The sequence below is a fragment of the Shewanella sp. SP1S1-7 genome (assembly GCF_031932105.1).
Lineage (GTDB): Bacteria > Pseudomonadota > Gammaproteobacteria > Enterobacterales > Shewanellaceae > Shewanella > Shewanella baltica.
The window spans coordinates 373,145-395,487 of record NZ_JAUOEU010000001.1 but is presented as its reverse complement, the minus strand read 5'-3'; the positions used below and the strand labels follow the sequence as shown (position 1 = coordinate 395,487).

Genomic DNA, 22,343 nt, shown 5'->3' with positions numbered 1-22,343 from the left:
ATTCAATTCGTTTAGCTAATGCTTAACCTGATGTTACCTTCAGCGAGGCATTCGCTTTTTATTGGTTTTATTAGTTTTATGTTCAGTTACTTATTATTCGTTTCTGGTGATTGCTCAGTGTGTTGCGATTCAAATAAATTCACTAACACATCGGTATCCGCCTTTGAACTGAAGCTAAAGCGGATAGCCTTGGCAAGCCTTGGATCTTTGTAGGCGCGAGCGACAACGCCGCTGCCTTGCAGTAACGCCGCGACCTTGGTGACATCATCAAATTCAGCCAGTACATAATTGCCGTTAGGCTTAAGCACGCGGGCGCGAGAATCTGAGCTATTCGATTTTGAACAATAAGCGCTGATCGCCGCTGTGAGTCTGGCGCCTTGCTCATTTAATTCAGCAACTTGCACTTTCATCCGTGCAACGCCAGCACTTGATAGCGCCTGTGTGGCGACCTCACTCACTGGCAGCGGCACAGGATAGGGCGCTATCACGCGCATAATAATTTCGACTACGGCCTCGTTTGCTAGCATAAAACCACAGCGTGCGCCGGCGAGTGCAAAAGCTTTTGATAGGGTGCGCAGTACCACCAGATTCGGATAGCTTTTCAGTAAATCCGCCACACTGTATTCAGGGCAAAACTCAATATAGGCCTCATCGATAACCACAAGCGAATCGGGCAGGGCTTTGATTGCTTGCTCGATAATGGCTTTGTCGATCACTGTGCCAGTCGGATTATTGGGATTGCAGATAAACACCAGTTTTGCGCTGCGAACGTCCTCGGCATAGTTTGTCGGCAAGCTATATTCCGCGCTGAGATTTAACGCTTTAACGCCCACATTAAAGGTGTTCGCGCTGATGGCATACATGCCGTACGTCGGGCCAAAGCAGGCGATGCTGTCGACACCTGGAATACAAAAGGCGCGAATTAACAGTTCAATCGCTTCATCGGCGCCGCGGCTGGCGACTATCTTGCTGGCGCTCACGCCGCTGTATTCGCTGTAGGCATTGATAAGCTGCGGCGGTTGGCATTCTGGGTAACGATTCAATTTCGATAAATCGAGCGCTGCCGTATCGACATTATTGAACGGCGATTCGTTGGCATTGATCCAAATATCACCACGACCGCCCAGTCTGCGGGCACTCTGGTAGGGCGTTAAATCCAGTAATTCAGGGCGCGCTAGGCGCTCAGCTAAATTTAGCGGCGCCGATTGCGCTACCGTTAATGGTGCTAACGTCGATGCTAATGCTGCGGGTTCTGCTGTCTTTTCCATGCTGCTCACTTGGCTCATTTTCTTCACTCACATCTCATTAAGCGGATCATTTCTCAAGGCTAGCTAAACGTACTGCGACGGCATTTTTGTGCGCATCGAGCAATTCGTTACTGGCTAACGTCATGACCGCTTGCCCCAATCCGATTAAGCCCTTAGCGCTGAGTTCCTGCACGGTAAAGCGGCGGCTAAAGTCTGCTAATGACAGGCTCGACACGGCGCGGCTGTAACCGTAAGTCGGCAGCACGTGGTTGGTGCCACTGGCATAATCGCCAACAGATTCAGGTGTATAGGGGCCTAAAAACACTGAGCCAGCGGCGCGAATGTTTTTCAGCACCTCACGGGGTAAGCGCGTTTGAATGATCAAGTGCTCAGGCCCATATTGATTGGAAACCTGCGCGGCTTGCAGCATATTGCCCACAACCAAAGTACGACTGCTCAGTAGCGCCGTTGCCGCGATATCACAACGCGGCAGGACGGCGAGTTGTCTCGTCAGCGCATCATTCACACTATCGGCGATAGCTTGCGAATCCGTCACTAAAATCACTTGTGAATCAGGGCCGTGCTCCGCTTGTGAAAGCAAATCGGCGGCGATAAATTCGCAATTGGCGTCGCTATCGGCAATCACTAACACCTCAGAAGGGCCAGCGGGCATATCGATACACACAGTGCAGCGACCATCCTGTGACACTAAGCGTTTAGCTTCAGTCACATAGCGGTTACCTGGGCCAAAAATCTTATCGACCGCCGGAATCGTTTCCGTGCCAAAGGCCAGTGCTGCAATCGCCTGCGCGCCGCCCACTTGATAGATTTCAGTGATCCCACAGGCATTGGCGGCATAGATAATGGCATCGTTGATGGGCGGTGGGCTGACTAACACTCTTTGTTCGCAGCCGGCAATTTTGGCGGGCAGGGCAAGCATCATCACGGTCGAAATCAATGGCGCGCTGCCACCGGGGATATATAAACCCACTTTTTCAATCGGTTCGCTACGTAGCTCGCAGCGTACTCCCGCCTCGGTTTCCATATCAATCGGGCGAAATTGCTGGGCGCTGTGAAACACATCTATGTTCGCCATGGCTTTGGATATCGCCGCTTTCAGCTCTGGCGATACCCGTGCGCTTGCCGCAGCTATTTCGGCTTCGCCCATACGGAGTTCACCAATCTTAGCGCTATTGAAGCCATCAAATTTTTGATTAAATTCTTGAATGGCGGCATCACCCCGCGTCGCCACCGCATCGAGAATGGCGCGAACGCTTTGCTCTAAGCCACTGTCACCGATTAAGGGTGAGCGTTTCAGCGCCGTTTTTTGCTCGGCGGTTGATAAGGTTGACCAAGTTAGGATTTCCATACATTACCCCATCATTTTTTCGATTGGCATCACCAGAATCGAGCTGGCACCGAGTGCGGTTAGCTGTTCCATAGTATCCCAGAACAAATCTTCAGTACTGACGGCGTGGATAGCGACGCGGTTAGTATCATCATTTAATGGCAATACGGTGGGGTTTTCAGCACCGGGCAGCAGGGCGACGATTTGGTCTAAGGTTTCGGTTGGCGCGTGCAGCAGGATGTATTTGCTCTCACGGGCGCGGATAACGCCGTTGACGCGGGATAGAATTTTGTCGATGAGTGCTTGTTTAGTCGGCGTTTGGGTTTGGGTCGACTGAATGATGCAGGCCATAGAGCGGTAAATCACTTCGGTTTCGTATAAACCGTTGGCTTCTAAGGTGGCGCCCGTCGACACGAGATCACAAATTCCATCGGCAAGGCCAGCGCGTGGGGCGACTTCAACCGAGCCTTTTAACATACAGTCGCGATAATTTATGCCTTTTTGTTGCATAAAACGGCGCAGCAGGTTCGGGTAAGACGTGGCGATGCGTAATCCTTCTAAAGAGGAGGCATCCGCGTAACTGAATTCTGTGGGTACGGCTAACGAGAGGCGACATGAGCCAAAATCTAGCTGACGCAGTTTGAGGCAATCTGCGGGCTTGTTAAGTGTTTGACGCTCGATTTGTTCTTCTTCGAGCACGTTTTCACCGATAATCCCCATATCAACCACACCATCCATCACCAGTCCTGGGATATCATCATCACGAACGCGCAGTAAATCGATAGGCATATTGTCAGCGTGAGCGATAAGACGTTGTTCATTAATGGAAAATTTAACACCGCAGCTTTTTAAAAGTTGCTGAGAGTCAGTAGAAAGGCGGCCAGATTTTTGGATGGCGATGCGTAAACGGTTCGATTCAGTCATAGTGTTATCTCGCTCAAAAGTATCAAAATTAAAAGATTCAAAAGTGTGTTGTTTAATCGGTTTAATACGCCTGCCGTTCAATGGGCTCTAGTTAAGATCTCTAGTTAAGTGCTCTAGCTAACGTATTGATAATTTATAAAATATCTAAAATTTATTATTAAATTAAAATCAAAATTAAAATTAAAATTAAAATCAAAATTAAAACCAAAATTAACGTCTAAAAGCAAAAACCCCCGGAATTCCTTCCAGGGGTTTATGATCATCTTGAATCAGTCCGCCAGAAGGATATAGTCCTCCGGCAGTGAGCGTCCGAAGGCTACCGCATATGGTGGTGATGGTGGTGGATAGCGTTCAGTAGTGGGCTCATTTTACTCTCTCGGTATTTAACTTTATTGGCTCAGCTGCTCGAAATACAGTGAAGCGTTGAATGCGTTGTTACGGACGTCTATCCGTATAAGTGTATTTAAACTAACCGCTTTTATGAGCCTTTGCAACAGCAATTTTGAATTAAACGAGAATATTTATGCGTTTTTGTGAAAGGCAGAGGGTTATCGCTAAATAAAGCGATTGAGTCTATTTGTTGGCGGAATGTTGAAAGTGGGCCGAAATGTGTTGGTAAGTCGTGCCGAACTAGCATCAGCGTAATCTGTTCCAATGACCGAGAAAGTCGTGAAGTCAATGTGTATGTAATCATTAAGCACAGTCATTCCAGTAACACGCCGTGAATATATCCATATATGCCGCCGTCGAGCCTTCAGCGACGAGTTTATGGCGAGTCACTGGGGAAACAATGGCAATTAATGCTGCGCGTACTCAAGTATTTTGTTTTGGGAGCTTTGTATCAAAACTGACGATCCATAAAATGAACAGCTTGAAATGGCGGCTCATGTATGGCGCGAGGGAAAGAACCCGAGAAATTATTTTTGCTAACTTGTAGTCTTATCTTAAATCAGCATAATGCTTCGAGCCGTTAAGCTTAACGCTATCGTTTACGGCCGTGGTTTGCGGTACTAACCAGTGCATGTGGCTAAAAAAACATCACAATGCACTCGCTCAGCAGCCTAGCAGCAGCTTATAGTGTGGCCTTACTACATGGTTTCTATAACATTTCCTAACACCTTGATAAAGGATTGATTCTCCCTTTGACTCGCTCCCGCCAACCGACATCAAAGCATGCTCCCTCTAAAGAAATAGTGGCTAAGCCTGCTGCCGCAAAAGGCGCTGCTGCGGTGAGCCGACTTGCGTCTGAAGTGCAACGCGCATTTTTGCCCGATGGAGTATTGTCTAAGCACATTCAAGGGTTTAGTGCGCGAACAAGCCAAATGCAAATGGCGCAGCAAGTGAGTGAGGCGATAGCGGCGAAGAGTAATGTGGTGATTGAGGCGGGCACAGGGGTGGGTAAAACCTTTGCGTATTTGATCCCTGCGATATTGAGCGGCAAGCAAGTTATCGTCAGTACGGGCAGTAAAAATCTGCAAGAGCAGTTGTTTTTTAAAGATTTACCCGCGCTGGTTGCCATGTTGGGAATTGAGCCCAAACTGGCGCTGCTAAAGGGGCGCAATAATTATCTGTGCCAGTGGCGACTCGATAAGCAAATGAGCGAGGCGACGCATATCGATGCGCGTTTATTGGATGATTTGTTGAAAATAAATCAGTGGGCGAGCACCTGTAAAGATGGCGATATTGGCGGCTTGACCTCAGTACCTGAGAATTCCTCGGCGCTGCCGCTCGTGGTCAGTACCAAAGAAAGCTGTATTGGCAAGCGTTGCGATTTTTATGATGCCTGCTTTACTCGCAAGGCGCGCAGCCGAGCCATGGATGCCAAAATCATTGTGGTTAACCACCATTTGTTTTTCGCCGATAGCGTACTCAAAGACACGGGCTTTGCTGAGTTACTGCCCGATCCCGACGTAGTGATTTTCGATGAAGCGCATTTATTACCCGATATTTGCGTTAACTATTTTGGCCAGCAATGTTCTAGTCGCACTATCGATGATTTTATTCAAAAGCTACTCGCTATTTATCAGACCGAACTCAGCGATACGGGGCAACTCGCCCAATTTTGTCAGCGTTGCCTTACCAAATTAAGTGACTGGCATAATCAGTTATATTCCTGCGGTGAATCCGACTGGCGTTTAGTGCTGGGCAATAAAGCGCTCGCGGCGGCGTCATGGGATTTATTAGCGGAATTAACTGCGCTGCAGAATTTATTAATGGCCCATATTGGCCGCAGTGAATTGTTAGATGATATCGCCATCAAGTTGGCGGAGCTGAATAACAAGCTCAGTGTGTTTTTTAACTGTGATAATAATCTGGCTGCCTACAGCATTGAATTTGGTAGTCGTTTTGTGGTGCTGCGAATTTCACCCATCAATATTGCCCGTGAGTGCCAGCAGTTATTTGTGCCTGAAACCAGCTGGATATTTACCTCGGCAACCTTGCAGGTTAATCGCAGCCTTACCCATTTCGCCCGAGAAATGGGCATCGTCGATGCGCAGCAAAGCATTCTCGATAGTCCCTTTGATTATCCCCGCCAAGCGGTATTTTGTGTGCCGAGACAACTTGGCAGCGTGACCAATCAACAGCAAGCATTAAAACAGCTGGTGGAGGTGTGCGTGCAAGCGATAGACGCAGCGCAGGGGCGGACTTTTATTTTATTTACTAGCCATAAAATGCTCGAACAAGCAGCGTTGGCACTGCGAACTCGCACTCAGTATCCGCTGCTGGTACAAGGCCAAGCGGGTAAACAGAGTCTGCTGACGAAGTTTCGCCAACTCGGCAATGCGGTGTTGCTCGGCACCAGTAGTTTTTGGGAAGGGGTGGATGTGCGCGGCAAATTGTTAAGCTGCGTGATCATCGACAAATTACCTTTTGTGTCGCCCGATGAGCCCCTGTATCGAGCCCGAGCCGATAATGTGAGTCGTCAGGGACTCGATCCCTTTACTGAAGTGTCGTTACCTCAGGCAATTATTGCGCTGAAACAAGGGGTTGGCCGTCTTATTCGCGATGAAAAAGACCGCGGTGTGCTGATCCTTTGTGATAATCGCATTGTGAATCGCTATTACGGTCAAGCCTTTCTAAATTCACTGCCGCCAATGGCGCGTACCCGTGACCTAGATAAAGCGCTGGAATTTTTAAGACAGATCCCTTAAAGCCGATCCCATAAGACAAATCCCTTAAGGCTGCTCGCTTGAGGAAGTGTTCTAAAAGTTCGACAGCTTAAAACTGAATTCATAAAAAACGGGCTGGCGATAGTTTCGCAAGCCCGTTTTTACCTAGATAAACCCATGTGTGTGGCTGATTGCTATTAGAAACTTGCCGTCACGCCCGCATAAATACTGCGGCTCTTTTGAATGTAATCAAGATCGGTAGCCACTTGGTCGCGCTCAGCATCCGTTAGGTTAGTGACGCCGAGTTTGACTCTGAACATAGGATTAATTTGGTAATTTGCCCCTAGGTCGAGTGAACCATAACCCGTCGATTTTACATTGGTGCGCAAATACTGATCGCCAGTATAGTGGTAGGCGATAAAGGTAGATAAGCCCTCCAATGCCTGCCATTGCAGTTTCAGGTTGTAGCTGTCATCCGGCGTTAGGGTAAAAGGCGCGCCATTTTGCTTATCTTCGGCATCGGTTTTACTGTAATTACCGCTAAAGCTGACCGTGTCGGTTACATCGTACCAAGCCTGTAGTTCCCAGCCGGTGATCTTGGCTTCGTTCACGTTTCGGTAAGTTAACACTGCGCCTGGCGTTCTATCCCAGGTTTCTGTGATGATTTTATTTTCTACATCATTGTGGAAGTAGGTGATTGAGCCGCCAAAATCAGTGGTTTGATATTGGGTCGATAACTCGTAGTTCACTGAGGTTTCGGGCTGTAGATCGGGATTCCCCGCAACGGTGCAGGCGCCGCGACAAGCTGGGATAATATAGTCGGCTTGGGACTGCGACATATTTGGCGCTTTAAAGGCTTTGCCACCGCCACCTTTGATTACCCATTCAGAGCTTAAGTTATACACTAAATACACGCGTGGGCTAAATTCGGTGCCGTACACATCGTGGTGATCGACGCGCCCGCCTAAGGTGATATTGAGTTCGCCTAAGCTAAATTCATCTTGCAGATACAAGGCCGATTGACTGTCGTCTAAGGTGCCATCGCCCAAAATGTTGCGGCTGTTTTCAAGCTGAGTCCAACGGTATTCTGCGCCGCTGGTTAACATGTGATCCCCAAGTAGTACTGTGGTTTGTCCGTCGAGATTGTGGTTGGTTTGGGTGATATTACCAATTTCGGCGATTAACGCTGAGTCGTCAGTTACCTCAACATTTTCATAGTAATAGCGCAGGCGAGTATCGCCCCAATTCCAGTGGCCATTGTGGGTTAAACCTGAGCTTATCCGCTCGGCTTGTTGGTTATTGGTGAGAATCGTGCCGTAGTTATTCCAATCTGATTCACGTTCGTCATTGGCGTAACTTAAATCAAATTGCAGATCTTGCTGACTATCAATCAACCATTGCAGGTTAGCGAGGGCGCTGATTTCATCCCTGTCTTCTAACGCATCAATGGTGGGTTTTAAGTCTGAACGCCATGCATCGCGTTTATTGCTGTCGATGATTAAGTTTGCCAGTAATTTATCTTTGATCAGTGCGCCGCTGGTGTAGAAATTGTACTTAGTGCTGTCTCCACCTTTGCCGCTGGTGGGCGTATCGTATTGCACGCCAACACTGGTCTGCCAGTCGTCAGTGGGTTGGCGCAGTATGACGTTAACCACACCGCCTAAGGCTTCGGAGCCGTAGAGGGATGACATGGGCCCGCGCACGACTTCGATACGCTCAATTGCAGACATTGGAATGGATGATAAGTCAAAATCGTTGCCATAACCGGAGGTTAGTGCTTCGCGGGAGTTGACTCGGCGGCCGTTGATTAAGATCAGCGTGTAGTCCGAATCCAGTCCGCGCAGGCTAATTTCATTGCGACCATAGGGCGTGCCTTCGCTGATGTTCACACCCTGTAAATAACGCACTGCGCTGGCCAGATCGTCAATCACTAGCGCTTCAAGTTCACTGCGGTTTATCACAGACACAGATGCGGGCGCCGACAGTTCCGAATGCTGAGTTTGCGTTGCTGTGATCACCATACGTTCCATTTCTGCTGTGGCATCTTGGGGAGCTGCGGCAGTTGCCCATGCAGCGGGTAACAACAGGCTTAAGCCAATGGCGCGCGATAGGCGGTTCAGCGTAAGAGTCGATTTTGTGGCAGATGCGTGACAGATTAGGCGAGTACGGCGGATAAATCGGGACATATCATTCTTCCTTGGGTAATTTCGGCGAATGATAATTATTCTTAAATAGTGCATCAAGAGCGCAGATCCCGCTTTTGTGTAAAGACTATGTAAATTTTACTCTTTAATAACAGTATGATAGCGGGTATGTCTGTTGAGGGGGCTGCTTGCACTACCAAGCTGATGTTGCTGAGAAACAAATATGAGAAAGCGAGTGTGATCAGCGAATACGAAATAGCTAATGCGAAAAGGCTAAACGCTGAGGTGGGGTAAATCGCGAAAAGATAGTGAAACTAGCCATAAATTGTCTGCAGATGCTGCAGGCAAATTCAAGTTTTAATTATATTGTTCTGATTTAAAAGGATAATAAAATTGGCATACGCTTTGCTGATACTTCTACTGCAGATGTGTGGCGCTATGCAGGTTTGTGATGTGGAGCGTCGCCATAAAAATTTACAGCCAACATTCACGGAGAGAATATGAATCCAGCATTCTATAGCCTAGCCACAGTCGCCGTTTTAACTTTGTCACTCGCCACTACCGAACCCGCTGTTGCCACAGATGCGCCCGCATTAGCTAATGCAGTATCAGTTAAAACCGCTGAGGCTGCACATGCAGGCACTGTGCAACCCGCTGCCTTAGAAGATACCTTATCGACTCAAATTGCAGCAGTGGATTTTGCCGTGTTCGACAGTTTCAATAAGTGCGCAGCCCCCGCTGAACTCAAGAAACACGCAGCGTTTTTCACTGAAGATGTTGAGTTCTACCACGATACAGGTGGCGTAACATGGAACCGCAAGGACATGATCGCCAATACCGAAAAATACGCCTGTGGCCATTACCGCCGCGAGTTAGTTGCGGGTACGATGAAAGTGTTTCCGGTGAAAGAGTTTGGCGCGATAGAGCAAGGCGTTCACCGTTTTTGCAGCTTTGAAACCGGCAGCTGCGATGGCCTAGCCGACTTTGTGATTGTATGGCGCAAACAGGACGAGCAGTGGAAGGCCACCCGAGTGCTGAGCTATGGACACAGAACCGCCGAGGCCAAAACGGACTAAACCATTAAACTAAAGCTAGCTTTTAACAAGAAACGAGCCTTTAACAAAAACTAGCCCCTAACAAAATGCTAGCCTCTATAAAAATGCAGCAGTCGATTATTGGCGGGCATAGCCACATCTTGCTTCAGTGTTAAACCTTGCTCGCTGGCTAAACTGCAAATCCATTCAATATCGCGAATGCCGCTGGCGGGATCGCGCTGTTTTAAAAAGGCATCGAATTGGCGATTGCTGTCACTGCTGAATTCGCCTTGGTAGTTGAAGGGGCCGTAAATGCACAGTGTTTTGAGTTGGGGGAGATACAGACCAAGGCCAGTAAAAAACGCTTCAACCATATTTTTGCTCATAATATGCAAAGTGTTCGCAGTAAATACGCCATCAATATCAGGTGTTAATTCCTCCACTGGCCATGGCGCGGTAACATCAAGGATAAGCGGTAAGCCTAGATTTGCCGCTGCATTGGGTAGCTTGCCTTCATGCATACACCTTGCGGTAATTACCTCAATATATTCAACTTGATCGCTGGTTTGCCAGATTAAATGGGGAAGATTGGCTGCAAAAAATACGGCATGTTGGCCCGTACCACTGCCGATCTCGAGTACATGTTGGTTGAGTGAGAATGCCTGCGTTAATACGGCTAAAATCGGTGCTTTGTTGTTTTCGCACGCTTGGGAAAACGGCAGTTGGCTAAGTGGCTGGGCAATGGGTAATAGTGACATAATGGACTCGAGGTTGCTGAGATTAAAAGAGGATGACGCTGCACAAGCCTATCTTAAACCAGCAAAAAGCATAAGGCTTAAAAGATAAAATGAGCCCGCCTTAATATTCGGCGCCTAAGCTCATGTTCTTAATCTCTGGCTCCTTAATCTCTAGCTCCATAATCACAGGGCCGCCATTTCAGATACTTTCATCTCAAGCTTTTCGATTTCAGGCTCGTCAAGCAGGAGCCAGCCCAACTCCCTTTGTTATGTCCAGCAAGCGGTTAGCACAATCCGCTGTTGACCTCGATCTCAACTCAGATATACTCTCAAATTCTGAACACTTGTAAAAAATATAAAACAACATCGACGGGTAACGTGTTAACGCTAGCGCTCATAAACTAAGCCTTAATACCCATTACCAGCACACAGCTTTTAGTACTTAACGTTCAACACTCAACTTTTAATATTTAACTTTCAACACTTAACTTTCAACATCAAGGAATGACTATGCCAGCAGAGCGTTGCGCCTCCTACTACAATGCCACCATTAACCAAGAGTCGGATTATCCTGCGCTTGAAGGCGACATTCGCGTCGATGTGGCGATTGTCGGTGGCGGGTTTACCGGTGTAGCAACGGCGCTTGAATTATCCGAGAAGGGCTACAAGGTGGCACTTATTGAGGCTAATAAAATTGCGTGGGGCGCAACCGGACGCAACGGTGGGCAGGTGACCGGCAGTTTGTCCGGCGATGCCGCGATGACAAAACAACTGCGCCGCCAAATCGGCACTGAAGCTGAAGATTATGTGTGGAATTTACGTTGGCGCGGTCATGACATTATTAAAAATCGGGTGGCCAAGTACGGCATAGAGTGTGATTTAAAGTTTGGTCATATCCAAACCGCTTACCAGCCAAATCACATGCACGAGCTTAGGGCTATGCATGATGAAGCGCAGCGTCGCGGCATGGGGGAGTTTATGACCTTGGTCTCCGCCGATGAAATGCCCGCCTATTTAGGCTCGCCCTTGTATCACGGCGGTTTAGTCAATCGGCGCAACATGCATTTGCACTCAGTCAATCTATGCCTTGGTGAAGCTCGCGCCGCAGCAGGTCTTGGGGCGTTGATCTTTGAACACTCGCCCGTGCTCGATATTGAGGAGGGCGATCTTGCTACCGTTGTCACAGCCAAGGGGAAAGTGCGCGCCAATAGCGTGCTGATCGCGGGGAATGCCTACCATAAACTTGCGCGTCCTCAACTACGTGGCATGTTATTTCCAGCGTCCTTAGGCAATTGTGCCACGGCGATTCTGCCCGATGAGATCGCTTCGCAAATCAATCCGCAGGATTTAGCCGTGTACGATTGTCGCTTTGTGCTGGATTACTATCGCCTGACCGCAGATAAACGGTTGATGTTCGGCGGCGGCACTAACTACAGCGGCCGCGATCCTAAGAATGTGGCGGCGGAACTGCGGCCCGCGATTGAGCGTACGTTTCCACAATTAAAGGGCATTAATATCGAATTTGCCTGGGCCGGAATGGCGGGAATTGTGATTAACCGTATCCCGCAGCTCGGCAAAGTGTCGCCTAACGTATTCTATTGCCAAGGCTATTCTGGGCATGGAGTGGCGACATCGCACATTATGGCCGAGATCATGGCCAATGCGATGGACGGACAATTGCGTGAATTTGATCTGTTTGCCGGCATGCGCCATATCCGTATTCCGTTAAATGAATGGTTCGGCAATCAAGCGTTGGCGTTAGGCATGTTGTATTACACTTTACGGGAAAACTGGCGCTAGTTTGCGGCGTCTTGTCTGTTATCGCTTTGTTTGTTCGAACTGAGTAATCCGCTCAACAACAGGCGGCTCCAGAATAAACCTCTCAGCAATAGATTTTTTAGCAACAGACTGCTCCACAAAATACTGCTCAACAACCAGCTGTTCAGAAAAAGATTAGTCCTGTTCGACGAGTTTTTCGGCGAGGTAATCGACCAATACGCGGATCTTGGTCGATAAATGGCGGTTTTGCGGATAGAGCGCCCAAATGCCTTCTTTGGCTTCGCGGTGACCGTCGAGTAAGGACAGCAAACGTCCCGCATTTATATCATCTTCAATATAATAATCAGGCAGTTGTACTATACCAATTCCCTTTAGCGCCGCATCCCTTAATGCGTAGCCGCTGTTACAATTGAGATTGCCGCGCACTTTGATATTGCGCTCGCGGCCATTTTCCACAAAGCGCCAGTAATTGTGATTACCAATCAAGCAATTGTGCTGGCTAAGTTCAGATAAGGTATGGGGCTGGCCGTATTTTTCAACATAACTCGGTGAGGCGGCCACATAGTGAGTACGGCTGCTTAAGGGTTTGGCCATTAAACTCGAATCGGCGAGTTTGCCGAGGCGAATCGCTAGATCGTAACCGCCTTCAATCAAGTCCAAGGTACGATTGGTCAAGTCGACGCTAAATTCAACACTGGGATATTGCACCATAAAATCATTGAGTAACGGCATGATAAATTTTTCGCCATAGGCCACGGGAGCCGTGAGTTTGACTAAGCCTTGGGGTGAGTCCTTTAGGTTTGAGATGGCGCGCTCGGCTTCTTCTAACCCGGTTTGTAATTGGCGGCAATGACGATAATAAATGGTGCCTTCTTCGGTTAGCGACACTTTGCGAGTAGTGCGGTAAAACAGCTTAGTGCCGAGGCGATTCTCTAAGGCGCTGACTTGGCGGCTCACGTGGGCGGTGGAGATATTCAGCCGCTGCGCCGCTAAGGTAAAACTTTCGGCTTCGGCCACTGCGACAAACTCAGAAATGCCATCCCAGAGATACATTGTTGTTACTCAGTAAAAATGAATTGCTTGAATACTAGATTGTCTCTCGCTGAGAAACAAATACAATCTTACTATTCATTAGCATCAGTGCAGTAGCATCAGTGCTATCGGTATCAGGGTATGCTGAGTCGGTATGTTTGAGCCAATATGTTTGAACCAAGATGCTTTAGCTTAAGTAGAAGCGATTACAACAATAATTTTCTCCTATTACCTATCAAGGGACGGTAACAATGTCGAACGAAAAACCGCAGTTTATTAAATCAAAGGCCGCTGTTGCTTGGGGACCAGGACAACCACTGAAGATTGAAGAAGTGGATGTGATGTTACCTAAAGCAGGGGAAGTCTTAGTGCGCATTGTGGCCACAGGCGTGTGTCACACGGATGCGTTTACCCTTAGCGGCGACGATCCAGAAGGGGTATTTCCAGCGATTCTAGGCCACGAAGGCGGCGGTATCGTTGAGCAAGTGGGCGAGGGCGTGACCAGCGTGCAAGTGGGCGATCATGTGATCCCACTTTATACCCCAGAATGCGGCGAGTGTAAGTTCTGCCTATCGGGCAAAACTAACCTGTGCCAAAAAATTCGCGCGACCCAAGGTAAGGGCTTAATGCCCGATGGCACCACGCGTTTTTATCTCGATGGTAAACCTATTTTCCATTACATGGGTTGCTCGACTTTCTCTGAATATACTGTGTTGCCTGAAATCTCATTGGCGAAAGTCAATAAGAGCGCGCCATTAGAAGAAATTTGTCTGCTGGGTTGCGGTGTAACCACAGGCATGGGCGCTGTGATGAATACGGCCAAAGTGGAAGAAGGCGCGACCGTAGCGATTTTCGGCCTCGGCGGTATCGGTCTATCGGCAATTATCGGTGCTACTATGGCCAAAGCCAGTCGCATTATCGCGATTGATATCAACGAATCTAAGTTCGAGTTAGCCAAAAAGCTCGGCGCGACTGATTGCATCAACCCTAAATTACTCGATAAGCCCATCCAAGAGGTGATCGTTGAAATGACCGACGGCGGCGTAGATTACTCATTTGAGTGTATCGGCAACGTCAATGTGATGCGCAGCGCCTTAGAGTGTTGCCATAAGGGCTGGGGTGAGTCGGTGATTATCGGTGTTGCCGGTGCTGGTCAAGAGATTTCAACTCGTCCATTCCAATTAGTGACTGGCCGCGTGTGGCGCGGTTCTGCCTTTGGCGGTGTGAAAGGGCGTTCTGAACTACCCCACATTGTTGAGCGTTACTTAGCTGGTGAGTTCAAGCTCGATGATTTTATCACCCATACTATGGGACTTGAGCAAATCAATGAAGCGTTCGAGTTGATGCACCAAGGTAAAAGCATCCGTAGCGTGATCCATTTTGATAAATAAGCGATTTTGCACGCTAAGTTGATGCTTCAGCTTGATGTGACAAACCGGCAGACAGGTGCAAATCTGTCTGCCGTGTTGCCAAATGATCAGATAACTAACGCTAAAACTAACTCTAAGACAAGCGTTATGACCAAGCGCTAAAAGATTGAGCTTAAAAGGACTTGTATGACCATAGAAAATATCAGTTGTAACAAGAGTTTCGGCGGTTGGCATAAGCAGTATCGCCATCAATCTCAGTCGTTAAACTGCGAGATGCGCTTCGCGATTTATCTGCCGCCCGAAGCGGTGAATAAACCTGTGCCTGTGCTGTATTGGCTCTCAGGCCTAACCTGCACCGATGAAAACTTTATGCAGAAGGCGGGCGCACAGCATATGGCGGCTGAGCTTGGGATGGCGATTGTTGCCCCTGATACTAGCCCTCGCGGTGACGATGTGCCCGATGCGGCGGACAAAGCCTACGATTTAGGCTTAGGCGCGGGGTTTTACCTCAATGCGACCAAAGCACCATGGAACCGTCATTATAAAATGTACGATTACATAGTCCACGAGTTGCCAGCCTTGATTGAAGCCCATTTTCCTGTGACTACACAGCGCGCCATCTCTGGCCATTCGATGGGCGGCCATGGTGCTTTGGTGATTGGCCTGAGTAATCCGCACAGATATAGCTCAATTTCGGCCTTTAGTCCGATTTCGAATCCGAGTAATGCGCCTTGGGGCATTAAAGCCTTCAGTGAGTACTTAGGTGAGAATCGTGAACATTGGCGCCAGTACGATGCCTGCGAGTTGCTTAAGCTCGCGATTAGCGAAGTGCCAGTACTGATTGACCAAGGTGAAGCTGACAGCTTTTTAGACACCCAATTGATGCCACAATCGCTGGTGGATATCGCCCATACCAAGGGTTATCCCTTGGATGTGCGGATGCAGCCGGGGTACGATCACAGCTACTACTTTATCGCGAGCTTTATTGAAGAACACCTTAAGTTCCATAGTTTGTACTTTAAGCCCTGAATCGTCGATTCAGCATTCATGCCGATCAGCTAAAACAAAAATGCCGCAACTCAGTGAGTGGCGGCATTTTTTATTGTGTAGTTTAAGCGATTAGTGGGAGTGAATTAACACTCAAAGCGGTTATCTAGAGTGAATTAGCACTCAACTATGTTGACCGCTAGACCGCCTTTGGCGGTTTCTTTGTATTTGCTGCGCATGTCTCTGCCGGTATCCATCATGGTTTTGATCACTTTATCCAGTGAAACCTTATGGTTACCATCACCACGTAGAGCCATACGAGAGGCGTTGATCGCCTTGATCGCGCCCATGGCATTACGTTCGATGCATGGCACTTGCACTAGGCCGCCCACAGGATCGCAGGTTAAACCTAAGTTATGTTCCATGCCGATTTCAGCTGCGTTTTCAACGTGCTCAACCGTGCCGCCCATGATTTCAGTCAGGGCGCCAGCAGCCATAGAACAGGCTACGCCGACTTCACCTTGACAACCCACTTCGGCGCCAGATATTGAGGCATTTTTCTTGTACAAAATACCAATTGCGGCGGCGGTTAATAGGTAACGGGCGCAGACATCAATATCCACTTCTTGTACGAAAGTATCGTAGTAGCATAATACTGCTGGGATAATTCCCGCTGCGCCGTTTGTGGGTGCTGTCACTACGCGATCGCCGGCTGCATTTTGCTCGTTGACCGACAGGGCGAATAAATCGACCCAATCCATAGCGGTTAATGGATCGACATTGTTACGGCCTTCGGCTTTCAAACGACGGTACAGGGCAGGGGCGCGGCGACGCAGTTTTAAGCCGCCAGGTAAAATGCCTTCTTTTTGATAGCCGCGTTCGATACAGGTTTTCATGGTCTGCCAAATGTTCCACAGCTTGGCTTTGACTTCATCTTCGGTGGCTAAACTCAGTTCGTTCGCCATCATCAAAGAAGAAATGCTCAGACCTTGTTCGCCACACAATTCTAATAATTGCGCTGCGCTGCCAAAATCAAAAGGTGCCGCTTCGATTTGTGATGCAGGGGATGCGTTACGTTGGCTGATTTCGTCTTCATCTAAGATAAAGCCGCCGCCGACAGAATAATAAGTGCGCTCAAAAATACACTCATCTTTACAATAAGCGTATAAGGTCATGGCGTTGGCGTGTGCTGGCAAGGTTTTGCGTCTGTGGTAAGTAATGCCTTGCTCGCGGGTAAATTTAACCACTTTGCCACAGTGCAGGGTTAAGGTTTCGTCCTTAGAGACGTGCTCTAAAATGCCGTCGATACTGTCAGTGTCTACGGTTTCTGGATCTTCACCCATTAAGCCTAAAATCACTGCTTTGCCCGTGCCGTGGCCTTTGCCTGTTTGGCCTAGGGAGCCAAAGAGCTCGGCTCTTAATTCATCAATCTGGGTCACGAGTCCTGAGTCAGTCAGGTTTTGCATAAAAATTTTGCCCGCTTTCATTGGGCCGACAGTATGTGAACTCGATGGACCTATGCCGATCTTGAACATGTCAAATACGCTAATCATGATAGAAGTCCTGTTGTGTCTTGTTTATTATTTTAGTCTGAGTGCATGGGATTGCTCGCTCTGCAGATTGAAGCACGCTAATCTTCAACGTGAACTCTGGTCAATGGCGGCGCTCTTTCATGCGAAATCTGCTTGTGTGATACTCTAGCTTCAGTATCCCATAGATTAGCGTGACAATTCACATTAGTTTTTTTAATTCATTATAGTTCGGATAAGCTGAACTTAATTGGGACTTTTTTGTTGACCATTTTATGGCCAAGAATACAGGCTTTAAAAGCGCTACAAGGGCAGATGGTTCGCTTTTTTGGGCTTTTTTGTGAGCGCGACCCACTTATGGCTTGAGTGGTTATTTTTTGAGTATTAATGAAAATTTTTAGGGAGAAGTATGAGCTATTTAATGTTGGACCTACTGTCGTTGGACGTCAGTGAGGCAGAATCTGAGATGCTACGCCATCCACAGGTGGGTGGTTTAATTCTATTTTCCCGCAATTTTTCAAGCCGTGATCAGTTGATCCGTCTGGTACAACAGATACGCCAAATCCGCCCTGAACTATTAATTGCCGTCGATCATGAGGGCGGTCGAGTACAACGCTTCCGCGATGGCTTTACCGTTATTCCTGCCATGGGCGACATTTTACCTGCGGCAAAAGGTGATATAGCGTTAGCCAAACGCTGGGCCTGTGAACTGGGTTTCTTAATGGCGATTGAACTACTGGCCTGCGATATCGATTTAAGTTTCGCGCCCGTGTTGGACTTAAACGGCGTTAGTCAAGTCATAGGTAAACGCAGCTTTAGCCCAGAGCCTGCCGAGGTGATTACACTGGCCGAAAGCTTTATTGCGGGCATGGCCGCCGCAGGCATGGGCGCCGTAGGTAAACATTTCCCCGGACACGGCAGTGTAGTGGCGGATTCGCACTACGAGAAACCGATTGACGAGCGTGATGCCGAGGCGATTTTTGCAAAGGATATTCTGCCGTTTAAAGAACTGATCGCAAAAGAGAAGTTATTAGGCGTGATGCCCGCGCACGTGGTTTATCCTAAAGTCGACCCCAACTCTGCGGGCTTCTCAGAATACTGGCTAAAACAAGTGCTGCGCAAAGAGCTTGGCTTTAACGGGGTGATTTTCTCCGACGATCTCGGCATGCAAGGCGCAGGATTTGCGGGCGATTACCGTGCAAGGGCCAGCGCTGCCTTAGCCGCCGGTTGCGATATGATTTTAGTGTGCAATGACAATGCGGGCGTGATGTCGCTACTCGATGGCTTTACTTGGCCAGAGAGCGCGCCGCAGTATCCTGCAAGTTTACTCAAGCCCAATGCCGCACAAACGGCCGCAGCGCTCGATAATACCGCCCGTTGGGAAAACGCGAAACAGCTTGCGGAGCAAATTTGTTTGGCCCAACAGGCGAAAGTTTGATGTAGCGCAAGGTGTGAGATCACTCTTTTGCTAGGGTTAGTTAATTCACTGTAATCAAAAATGATTAAAAGGCCTTGATATGATTTTCTATCTTCATGGATTTGATGCGACTAGCCCAGGTAATCACGAAAAAATGCGTCAGTTGCAGTTTATCGACCCTGACGTACGTTTGATCAGTTACAGCACCTTGCACCCTAAGCACGACATGCAACACTTGCTCAAGGAAGTCGCTAAGCAAATGAAGCATAGCGACGATCCCGTGCCGTTAATGGTTGGCGTAGGACTCGGCGCTTATTGGGCCGAGCGCATTGGTTTTTTAAATGGGCTTAAATCTGTGCTGATTAATCCTAATTTGCACCCAGAAGATAATATGCAGGGCAAGATTGATCGCCCAGAAGAATATGCCGATATTGCCAATAAGTGCGTGTCGCAATTTCGTGAAAAGAATACCCACAAGGCCATGTGTATATTTTCAGTGAATGATGAGATGTTCAATAATCAGCAACTCGCTAGTGAATTAAGCGCCTATTATTCGATTGATTGGGATGACGTTCAGCCCCACAAATTCCACCAACTCGCCGCCCATCTCCCCAAAATAAAAGCCTTTAAATTGGCTTAATTGATATCGATTGAATAAAAGTAACACTCCTCTTTTTATATATAAGGGGGAGTGGATTTATCTTATCGGCTATTCCGCCTTATGGTTTTGGCTTTCGTACTTCATGTGGCGCACATTGCGACTTTGAATATGACTGTGGCTATTAGGAATATTTTTAAGTAGAGCATATTGAGGGCTCTAGATTATAAAATCGACTGTATTGGTTTTGAACTTAAATGTGTAGGAAAGTAGTCTCGAGTGGCTGCGACTTTTGGTTTTTTTTTAGGGGATTAGTGTTGGCTGGTATCTACTTGCATAGGCTTACCATGGCATTGACTCACCGACACGCAGCCAGTCCGTCCGTGGATGCTCGACCGCCCCGTCCATGGGGCGGACGGTCGTCTCGCTAATCACCATGGCTCGCCTTTCGAGCGCATGCGTAACCTCTAGGTTTTAAAGACTAGATCTAATCTTAACGATTATTAGGCACCACTCTTATTGGACAAAAACGTGCTATGTTTTGCGCGGAATTATCTTCATTTCGGATCAACAAAAATAATTCCAAGCGCTGAATCGTGGACAATAATGAACTTAAGGATGTAACGCTTGGCTTGAGGCTTTACCTTTACACCATTTGCCGCTGTTGTGCTGCTTTTTAAACTCGCACATACTATCCCATCGACCACTTATGCCACTGTATTGACGTCGAAACTCTTTAGCTGAAGTGAGCCACGCATCGGGCGAAATTCCTAATTCATTGAGTAGTTTTGGCCGTTGATTATCGATATAGCCTTTTTTATCAAGGCGTATAGCTCGTCCCGTCCAATCTATCAACTCAAGATAATCTGCAAAATGAAACGGAATGCCTGTTTGCTGGCTCAGAAGTGTTGAACCATCAAATTTTGCGAGGGCTTTAGATAGGACTGGCTGTAGGTTATCTGCGGTAGTTTTGACCAGTTGGGGCGAGTTGATATGAGGATTAAGCGCATTCACGCGCTCCTGAATCGATGTAAAATCAGAGGATTGCACGGAGTCGGCAATCCCTGCTCGAATAGGATTTAAATCGACATACATCATGCACGCCAGCAGTGCTTGCTCATCTAACAACGCTTGTGACTTAAAACGGCCTTCCCAAAAAGCGCCTTTACACTCATCTTCACGATTGGCCTTACGGGCAATTTCTTCATTTAAACAGCGCATAAACCAAGAGATACTGCTCAGTCGCTCATGCCACTCGGCGAGTAATGCATCAAGTAACATCACTTCACCGTCGATTAAATCATCACCATTTATATACTTAGTGGCGACAACATGGCCCTTAGTGATTTGACACCAGCAACTAATAATATCTTTTTGCGTTAGCGATTTCGCCTTGTCGACATCAATTTTAAGCACTAAATGATAGTGATTACTCATCACCGCATAGGCGCAAATATCAATGCAGAAAATCGCAGATAATGCCTTGATTTTATCAACAATCCAGCCGCGACGATGCTCATAACTGCGGCCCGTGAGTTTATCCTCACCACACAAAAAAGCCTTCTAACACAGCGATTTATCACATGATAGAAAGGCGTTGTATTGGCATCAATTAACTGTCTTCTGGCTGAGGTCATAAGACACTCCGAAACGACAAAAGCAAGATAATGTAAAGCCTAGTCAAAGAAGCTAAAAAACACTAAAAGATATGGCTGTCCTTTAGATTTCACTAAAATCTGTAAAAAAGTCTTTATGGGTGACATAAAGACAATGGCTGAGATGGAGTTGGGTGGCACTTAAATGTCTAAGCGCTATGATAGGCCTTTAATAGCAACTGATATATTCTTCCCACCGTTTCCAGCCAGAACTTACTATTTTTTTGTTGGATAAGTCGGCTACGATTCGCATCGTATCAGTAAGTATCACCCATTTTAACGATTCTAATTCGCAAAATTCATCTATAAATAAATGTTCCCAGTATGTACCACTAAAGTTAATTGTTTTAAGTTTTGTAGAACCATGGAATGGCAGTGAATGGAAGTTACCTATATCGTGACAATACACAGCACAAAGTAATTCTAGATTCTGTGCCATTTCGACTGAAAAATTTAGTTCACAAGCCGGTAAGCCTTTTAAAGAGAGCTCTTTAAGGGTTAAGTGCTCTAACTTGGATAACTCAAAATTAACTATGTTTCCTGAAATAGTTAATTTTTGTACACTAGGAGGTAGGCACTCGAGCGATAAGTCCGTTTCGCTACTGAACTCAACTGTTACATTTACCAGCTTTTTCAAACCAACAAGTTTTTTAAATAAATCGCTCCCTCCTATAAAGTAAATAACAAGTTTTTCTAAATCCGAGTCTTGTAATACTGAAAAATCTAACTCCTTATCTGTTGTTAAATGAAGTTCTTTCAATGTCCGACATTTTCCGATATCGTTCAAATTTTCTTGAGTTAAATATAACGATTTGTGAAAAATAATTGACTCTATGTTTTCAGAGCAAGATAGATTCGATAGATTAAGTTCAGTTAAATAATGTTGAGAATTAAATTCTTCATTGTCGAGTCTAAGAACTCGTGTTTTTTTCGTGATACTTTTTTTGTACTCACAACCATCATTTAACACACCTGTAATATATGGCATAGTTTCTCTTATTCCGCTTATGTAAATATTTTCTAATATAGAGAATATCATTATCATTAATCGTACACTTGTTCGACACTCAAGGTCAGTCAACGCTTACAGCTAACTAATTATACAATATATTCATTTACATTCAAATGGTTAGGTGCCGATTCCTAGCGGGTAGGGACACTTTTTTATTAAATATAAGGACGACGAGTCACTGGGGAAACAATAGCAATGGATGCTACACATGTGATTAAGGATGATTTAAAAGATGTTGCTAGCCGAGCCATGATGAATTTCCTATGAACTCCTTATAAATTATGTCCGCGCTGGCATGGGGGGATATCACCGTAAAAGCGGTAATCCTGTTGTGCTGAACTGGCATAAATAGCAAAGCATTTTATTTACTGGGCATGAAAGGGCATAATGCGGCGCTTACTATTTGTTTGAGATACAAGG

General features: G+C 47.1%; 15 protein-coding genes and 1 pseudogene. 7 read left to right on the top strand and 9 right to left on the bottom strand.

Going from position 1 to position 22,343, the window contains the following annotated elements:
• Positions 1 to 86: 86 nt before the first annotated feature.
• The 3 genes from hisC to hisG are packed head-to-tail and all read right to left on the bottom strand — an operon-like array spanning position 87 to position 3,519.
• A complete protein-coding gene (gene hisC / locus Q4Q49_RS01685) occupies positions 87 to 1,286 on the bottom strand; it encodes a histidinol-phosphate transaminase (RefSeq protein ID WP_311998477.1) in 1,200 nt (399 codons plus the stop codon).
• A gap of 28 nt (positions 1,287 to 1,314) precedes the next feature.
• On the bottom strand, positions 1,315 to 2,616 hold the full coding sequence (gene hisD / locus Q4Q49_RS01680) for a histidinol dehydrogenase (RefSeq protein WP_311998466.1): 1,302 nt from the start codon (positions 2,614 to 2,616) through the stop codon (positions 1,315 to 1,317).
• 3 nt (positions 2,617 to 2,619) lie between these two features.
• Positions 2,620 to 3,519: an ATP phosphoribosyltransferase gene (gene hisG, locus Q4Q49_RS01675; RefSeq protein WP_106651832.1), complete on the bottom strand. Its 900-nt coding sequence runs from the start codon at positions 3,517 to 3,519 to the stop codon at positions 2,620 to 2,622.
• A 1,142-nt stretch (positions 3,520 to 4,661) separates the two neighbouring features.
• Between hisG and Q4Q49_RS01670 the strand changes: the two genes are divergently transcribed.
• Positions 4,662 to 6,671: an ATP-dependent DNA helicase gene (locus Q4Q49_RS01670; protein ID WP_311998465.1), complete on the top strand. Its 2,010-nt coding sequence runs from the start codon at positions 4,662 to 4,664 to the stop codon at positions 6,669 to 6,671.
• A gap of 155 nt (positions 6,672 to 6,826) precedes the next feature.
• Here Q4Q49_RS01670 and Q4Q49_RS01665 read toward each other — a convergent pair whose 3' ends face one another.
• Positions 6,827 to 8,815, bottom strand: a complete 1,989-nt coding sequence (locus tag Q4Q49_RS01665) for a TonB-dependent receptor domain-containing protein (RefSeq protein WP_311998464.1) — start codon at positions 8,813 to 8,815, stop codon at positions 6,827 to 6,829.
• 458 nt (positions 8,816 to 9,273) lie between these two features.
• On the opposite strand from Q4Q49_RS01665, the gene Q4Q49_RS01660 reads away from it, so the two are divergent.
• Positions 9,274 to 9,849 (top strand): DUF4440 domain-containing protein, encoded by a 576-nt coding sequence (locus Q4Q49_RS01660; protein WP_311998463.1) that lies wholly within the window; start codon positions 9,274 to 9,276, stop codon positions 9,847 to 9,849.
• A 68-nt stretch (positions 9,850 to 9,917) separates the two neighbouring features.
• Here the strand turns inward: Q4Q49_RS01660 and Q4Q49_RS01655 are convergent, their stop codons facing one another.
• Complete coding sequence (locus Q4Q49_RS01655) at positions 9,918 to 10,565, bottom strand: DUF938 domain-containing protein (protein ID WP_311998462.1); 648 nt, start codon at positions 10,563 to 10,565, stop codon at positions 9,918 to 9,920.
• A gap of 489 nt (positions 10,566 to 11,054) precedes the next feature.
• Here Q4Q49_RS01655 and Q4Q49_RS01650 point away from each other — a divergent pair, with 489 nt between their 5' ends.
• Positions 11,055 to 12,344, top strand: coding sequence for an FAD-binding oxidoreductase (locus tag Q4Q49_RS01650; RefSeq protein ID WP_311998461.1), 1,290 nt, complete (start codon positions 11,055 to 11,057; stop codon positions 12,342 to 12,344).
• A 153-nt stretch (positions 12,345 to 12,497) separates the two neighbouring features.
• On the opposite strand, the gene Q4Q49_RS01645 is transcribed toward Q4Q49_RS01650, so the two are convergent.
• The gene (locus Q4Q49_RS01645; RefSeq protein WP_311998460.1) at positions 12,498 to 13,376 is read right to left on the bottom strand and encodes a LysR family transcriptional regulator; all 879 of its coding nucleotides are present in this window, start codon (positions 13,374 to 13,376) and stop codon (positions 12,498 to 12,500) included.
• A gap of 230 nt (positions 13,377 to 13,606) precedes the next feature.
• Between Q4Q49_RS01645 and Q4Q49_RS01640 the strand changes: the two genes are divergently transcribed.
• Both Q4Q49_RS01640 and fghA read left to right on the top strand, forming a co-directional pair.
• The gene (locus Q4Q49_RS01640) at positions 13,607 to 14,746 is read left to right on the top strand and encodes an S-(hydroxymethyl)glutathione dehydrogenase/class III alcohol dehydrogenase (protein ID WP_025007830.1); all 1,140 of its coding nucleotides are present in this window, start codon (positions 13,607 to 13,609) and stop codon (positions 14,744 to 14,746) included.
• A 165-nt stretch (positions 14,747 to 14,911) separates the two neighbouring features.
• A complete protein-coding gene (fghA, locus tag Q4Q49_RS01635) occupies positions 14,912 to 15,754 on the top strand; it encodes an S-formylglutathione hydrolase (protein ID WP_311998459.1) in 843 nt (280 codons plus the stop codon).
• A gap of 134 nt (positions 15,755 to 15,888) precedes the next feature.
• On the opposite strand, the gene Q4Q49_RS01630 is transcribed toward fghA, so the two are convergent.
• Positions 15,889 to 17,265: an L-serine ammonia-lyase gene (locus Q4Q49_RS01630; RefSeq protein ID WP_311998458.1), complete on the bottom strand. Its 1,377-nt coding sequence runs from the start codon at positions 17,263 to 17,265 to the stop codon at positions 15,889 to 15,891.
• A 385-nt stretch (positions 17,266 to 17,650) separates the two neighbouring features.
• On the opposite strand from Q4Q49_RS01630, the gene nagZ reads away from it, so the two are divergent.
• Together nagZ and ycfP are read left to right on the top strand one after the other, a co-directional pair.
• Positions 17,651 to 18,679, top strand: coding sequence for a beta-N-acetylhexosaminidase (gene nagZ, locus Q4Q49_RS01625; RefSeq protein ID WP_259510444.1), 1,029 nt, complete (start codon positions 17,651 to 17,653; stop codon positions 18,677 to 18,679).
• Between the two features lie 79 nt (positions 18,680 to 18,758).
• Positions 18,759 to 19,298 carry an alpha/beta hydrolase YcfP gene (gene ycfP, locus Q4Q49_RS01620; RefSeq protein ID WP_311998457.1) on the top strand — a complete coding sequence of 180 codons (540 nt, stop codon included), beginning with the start codon at positions 18,759 to 18,761 and terminating at the stop codon, positions 19,296 to 19,298.
• Positions 19,299 to 19,868: 570 nt separating this feature from the next.
• On the opposite strand, the pseudogene Q4Q49_RS01615 reads toward ycfP, so the two are convergent.
• Together Q4Q49_RS01615 and Q4Q49_RS01610 are read right to left on the bottom strand one after the other, a co-directional pair.
• Positions 19,869 to 20,893 (bottom strand): annotated as a pseudogene (locus Q4Q49_RS01615) (transposase).
• A gap of 187 nt (positions 20,894 to 21,080) precedes the next feature.
• Positions 21,081 to 21,899 carry a hypothetical protein gene (locus tag Q4Q49_RS01610; protein WP_311998456.1) on the bottom strand — a complete coding sequence of 273 codons (819 nt, stop codon included), beginning with the start codon at positions 21,897 to 21,899 and terminating at the stop codon, positions 21,081 to 21,083.
• Positions 21,900 to 22,343: the final 444 nt, after the last annotated feature.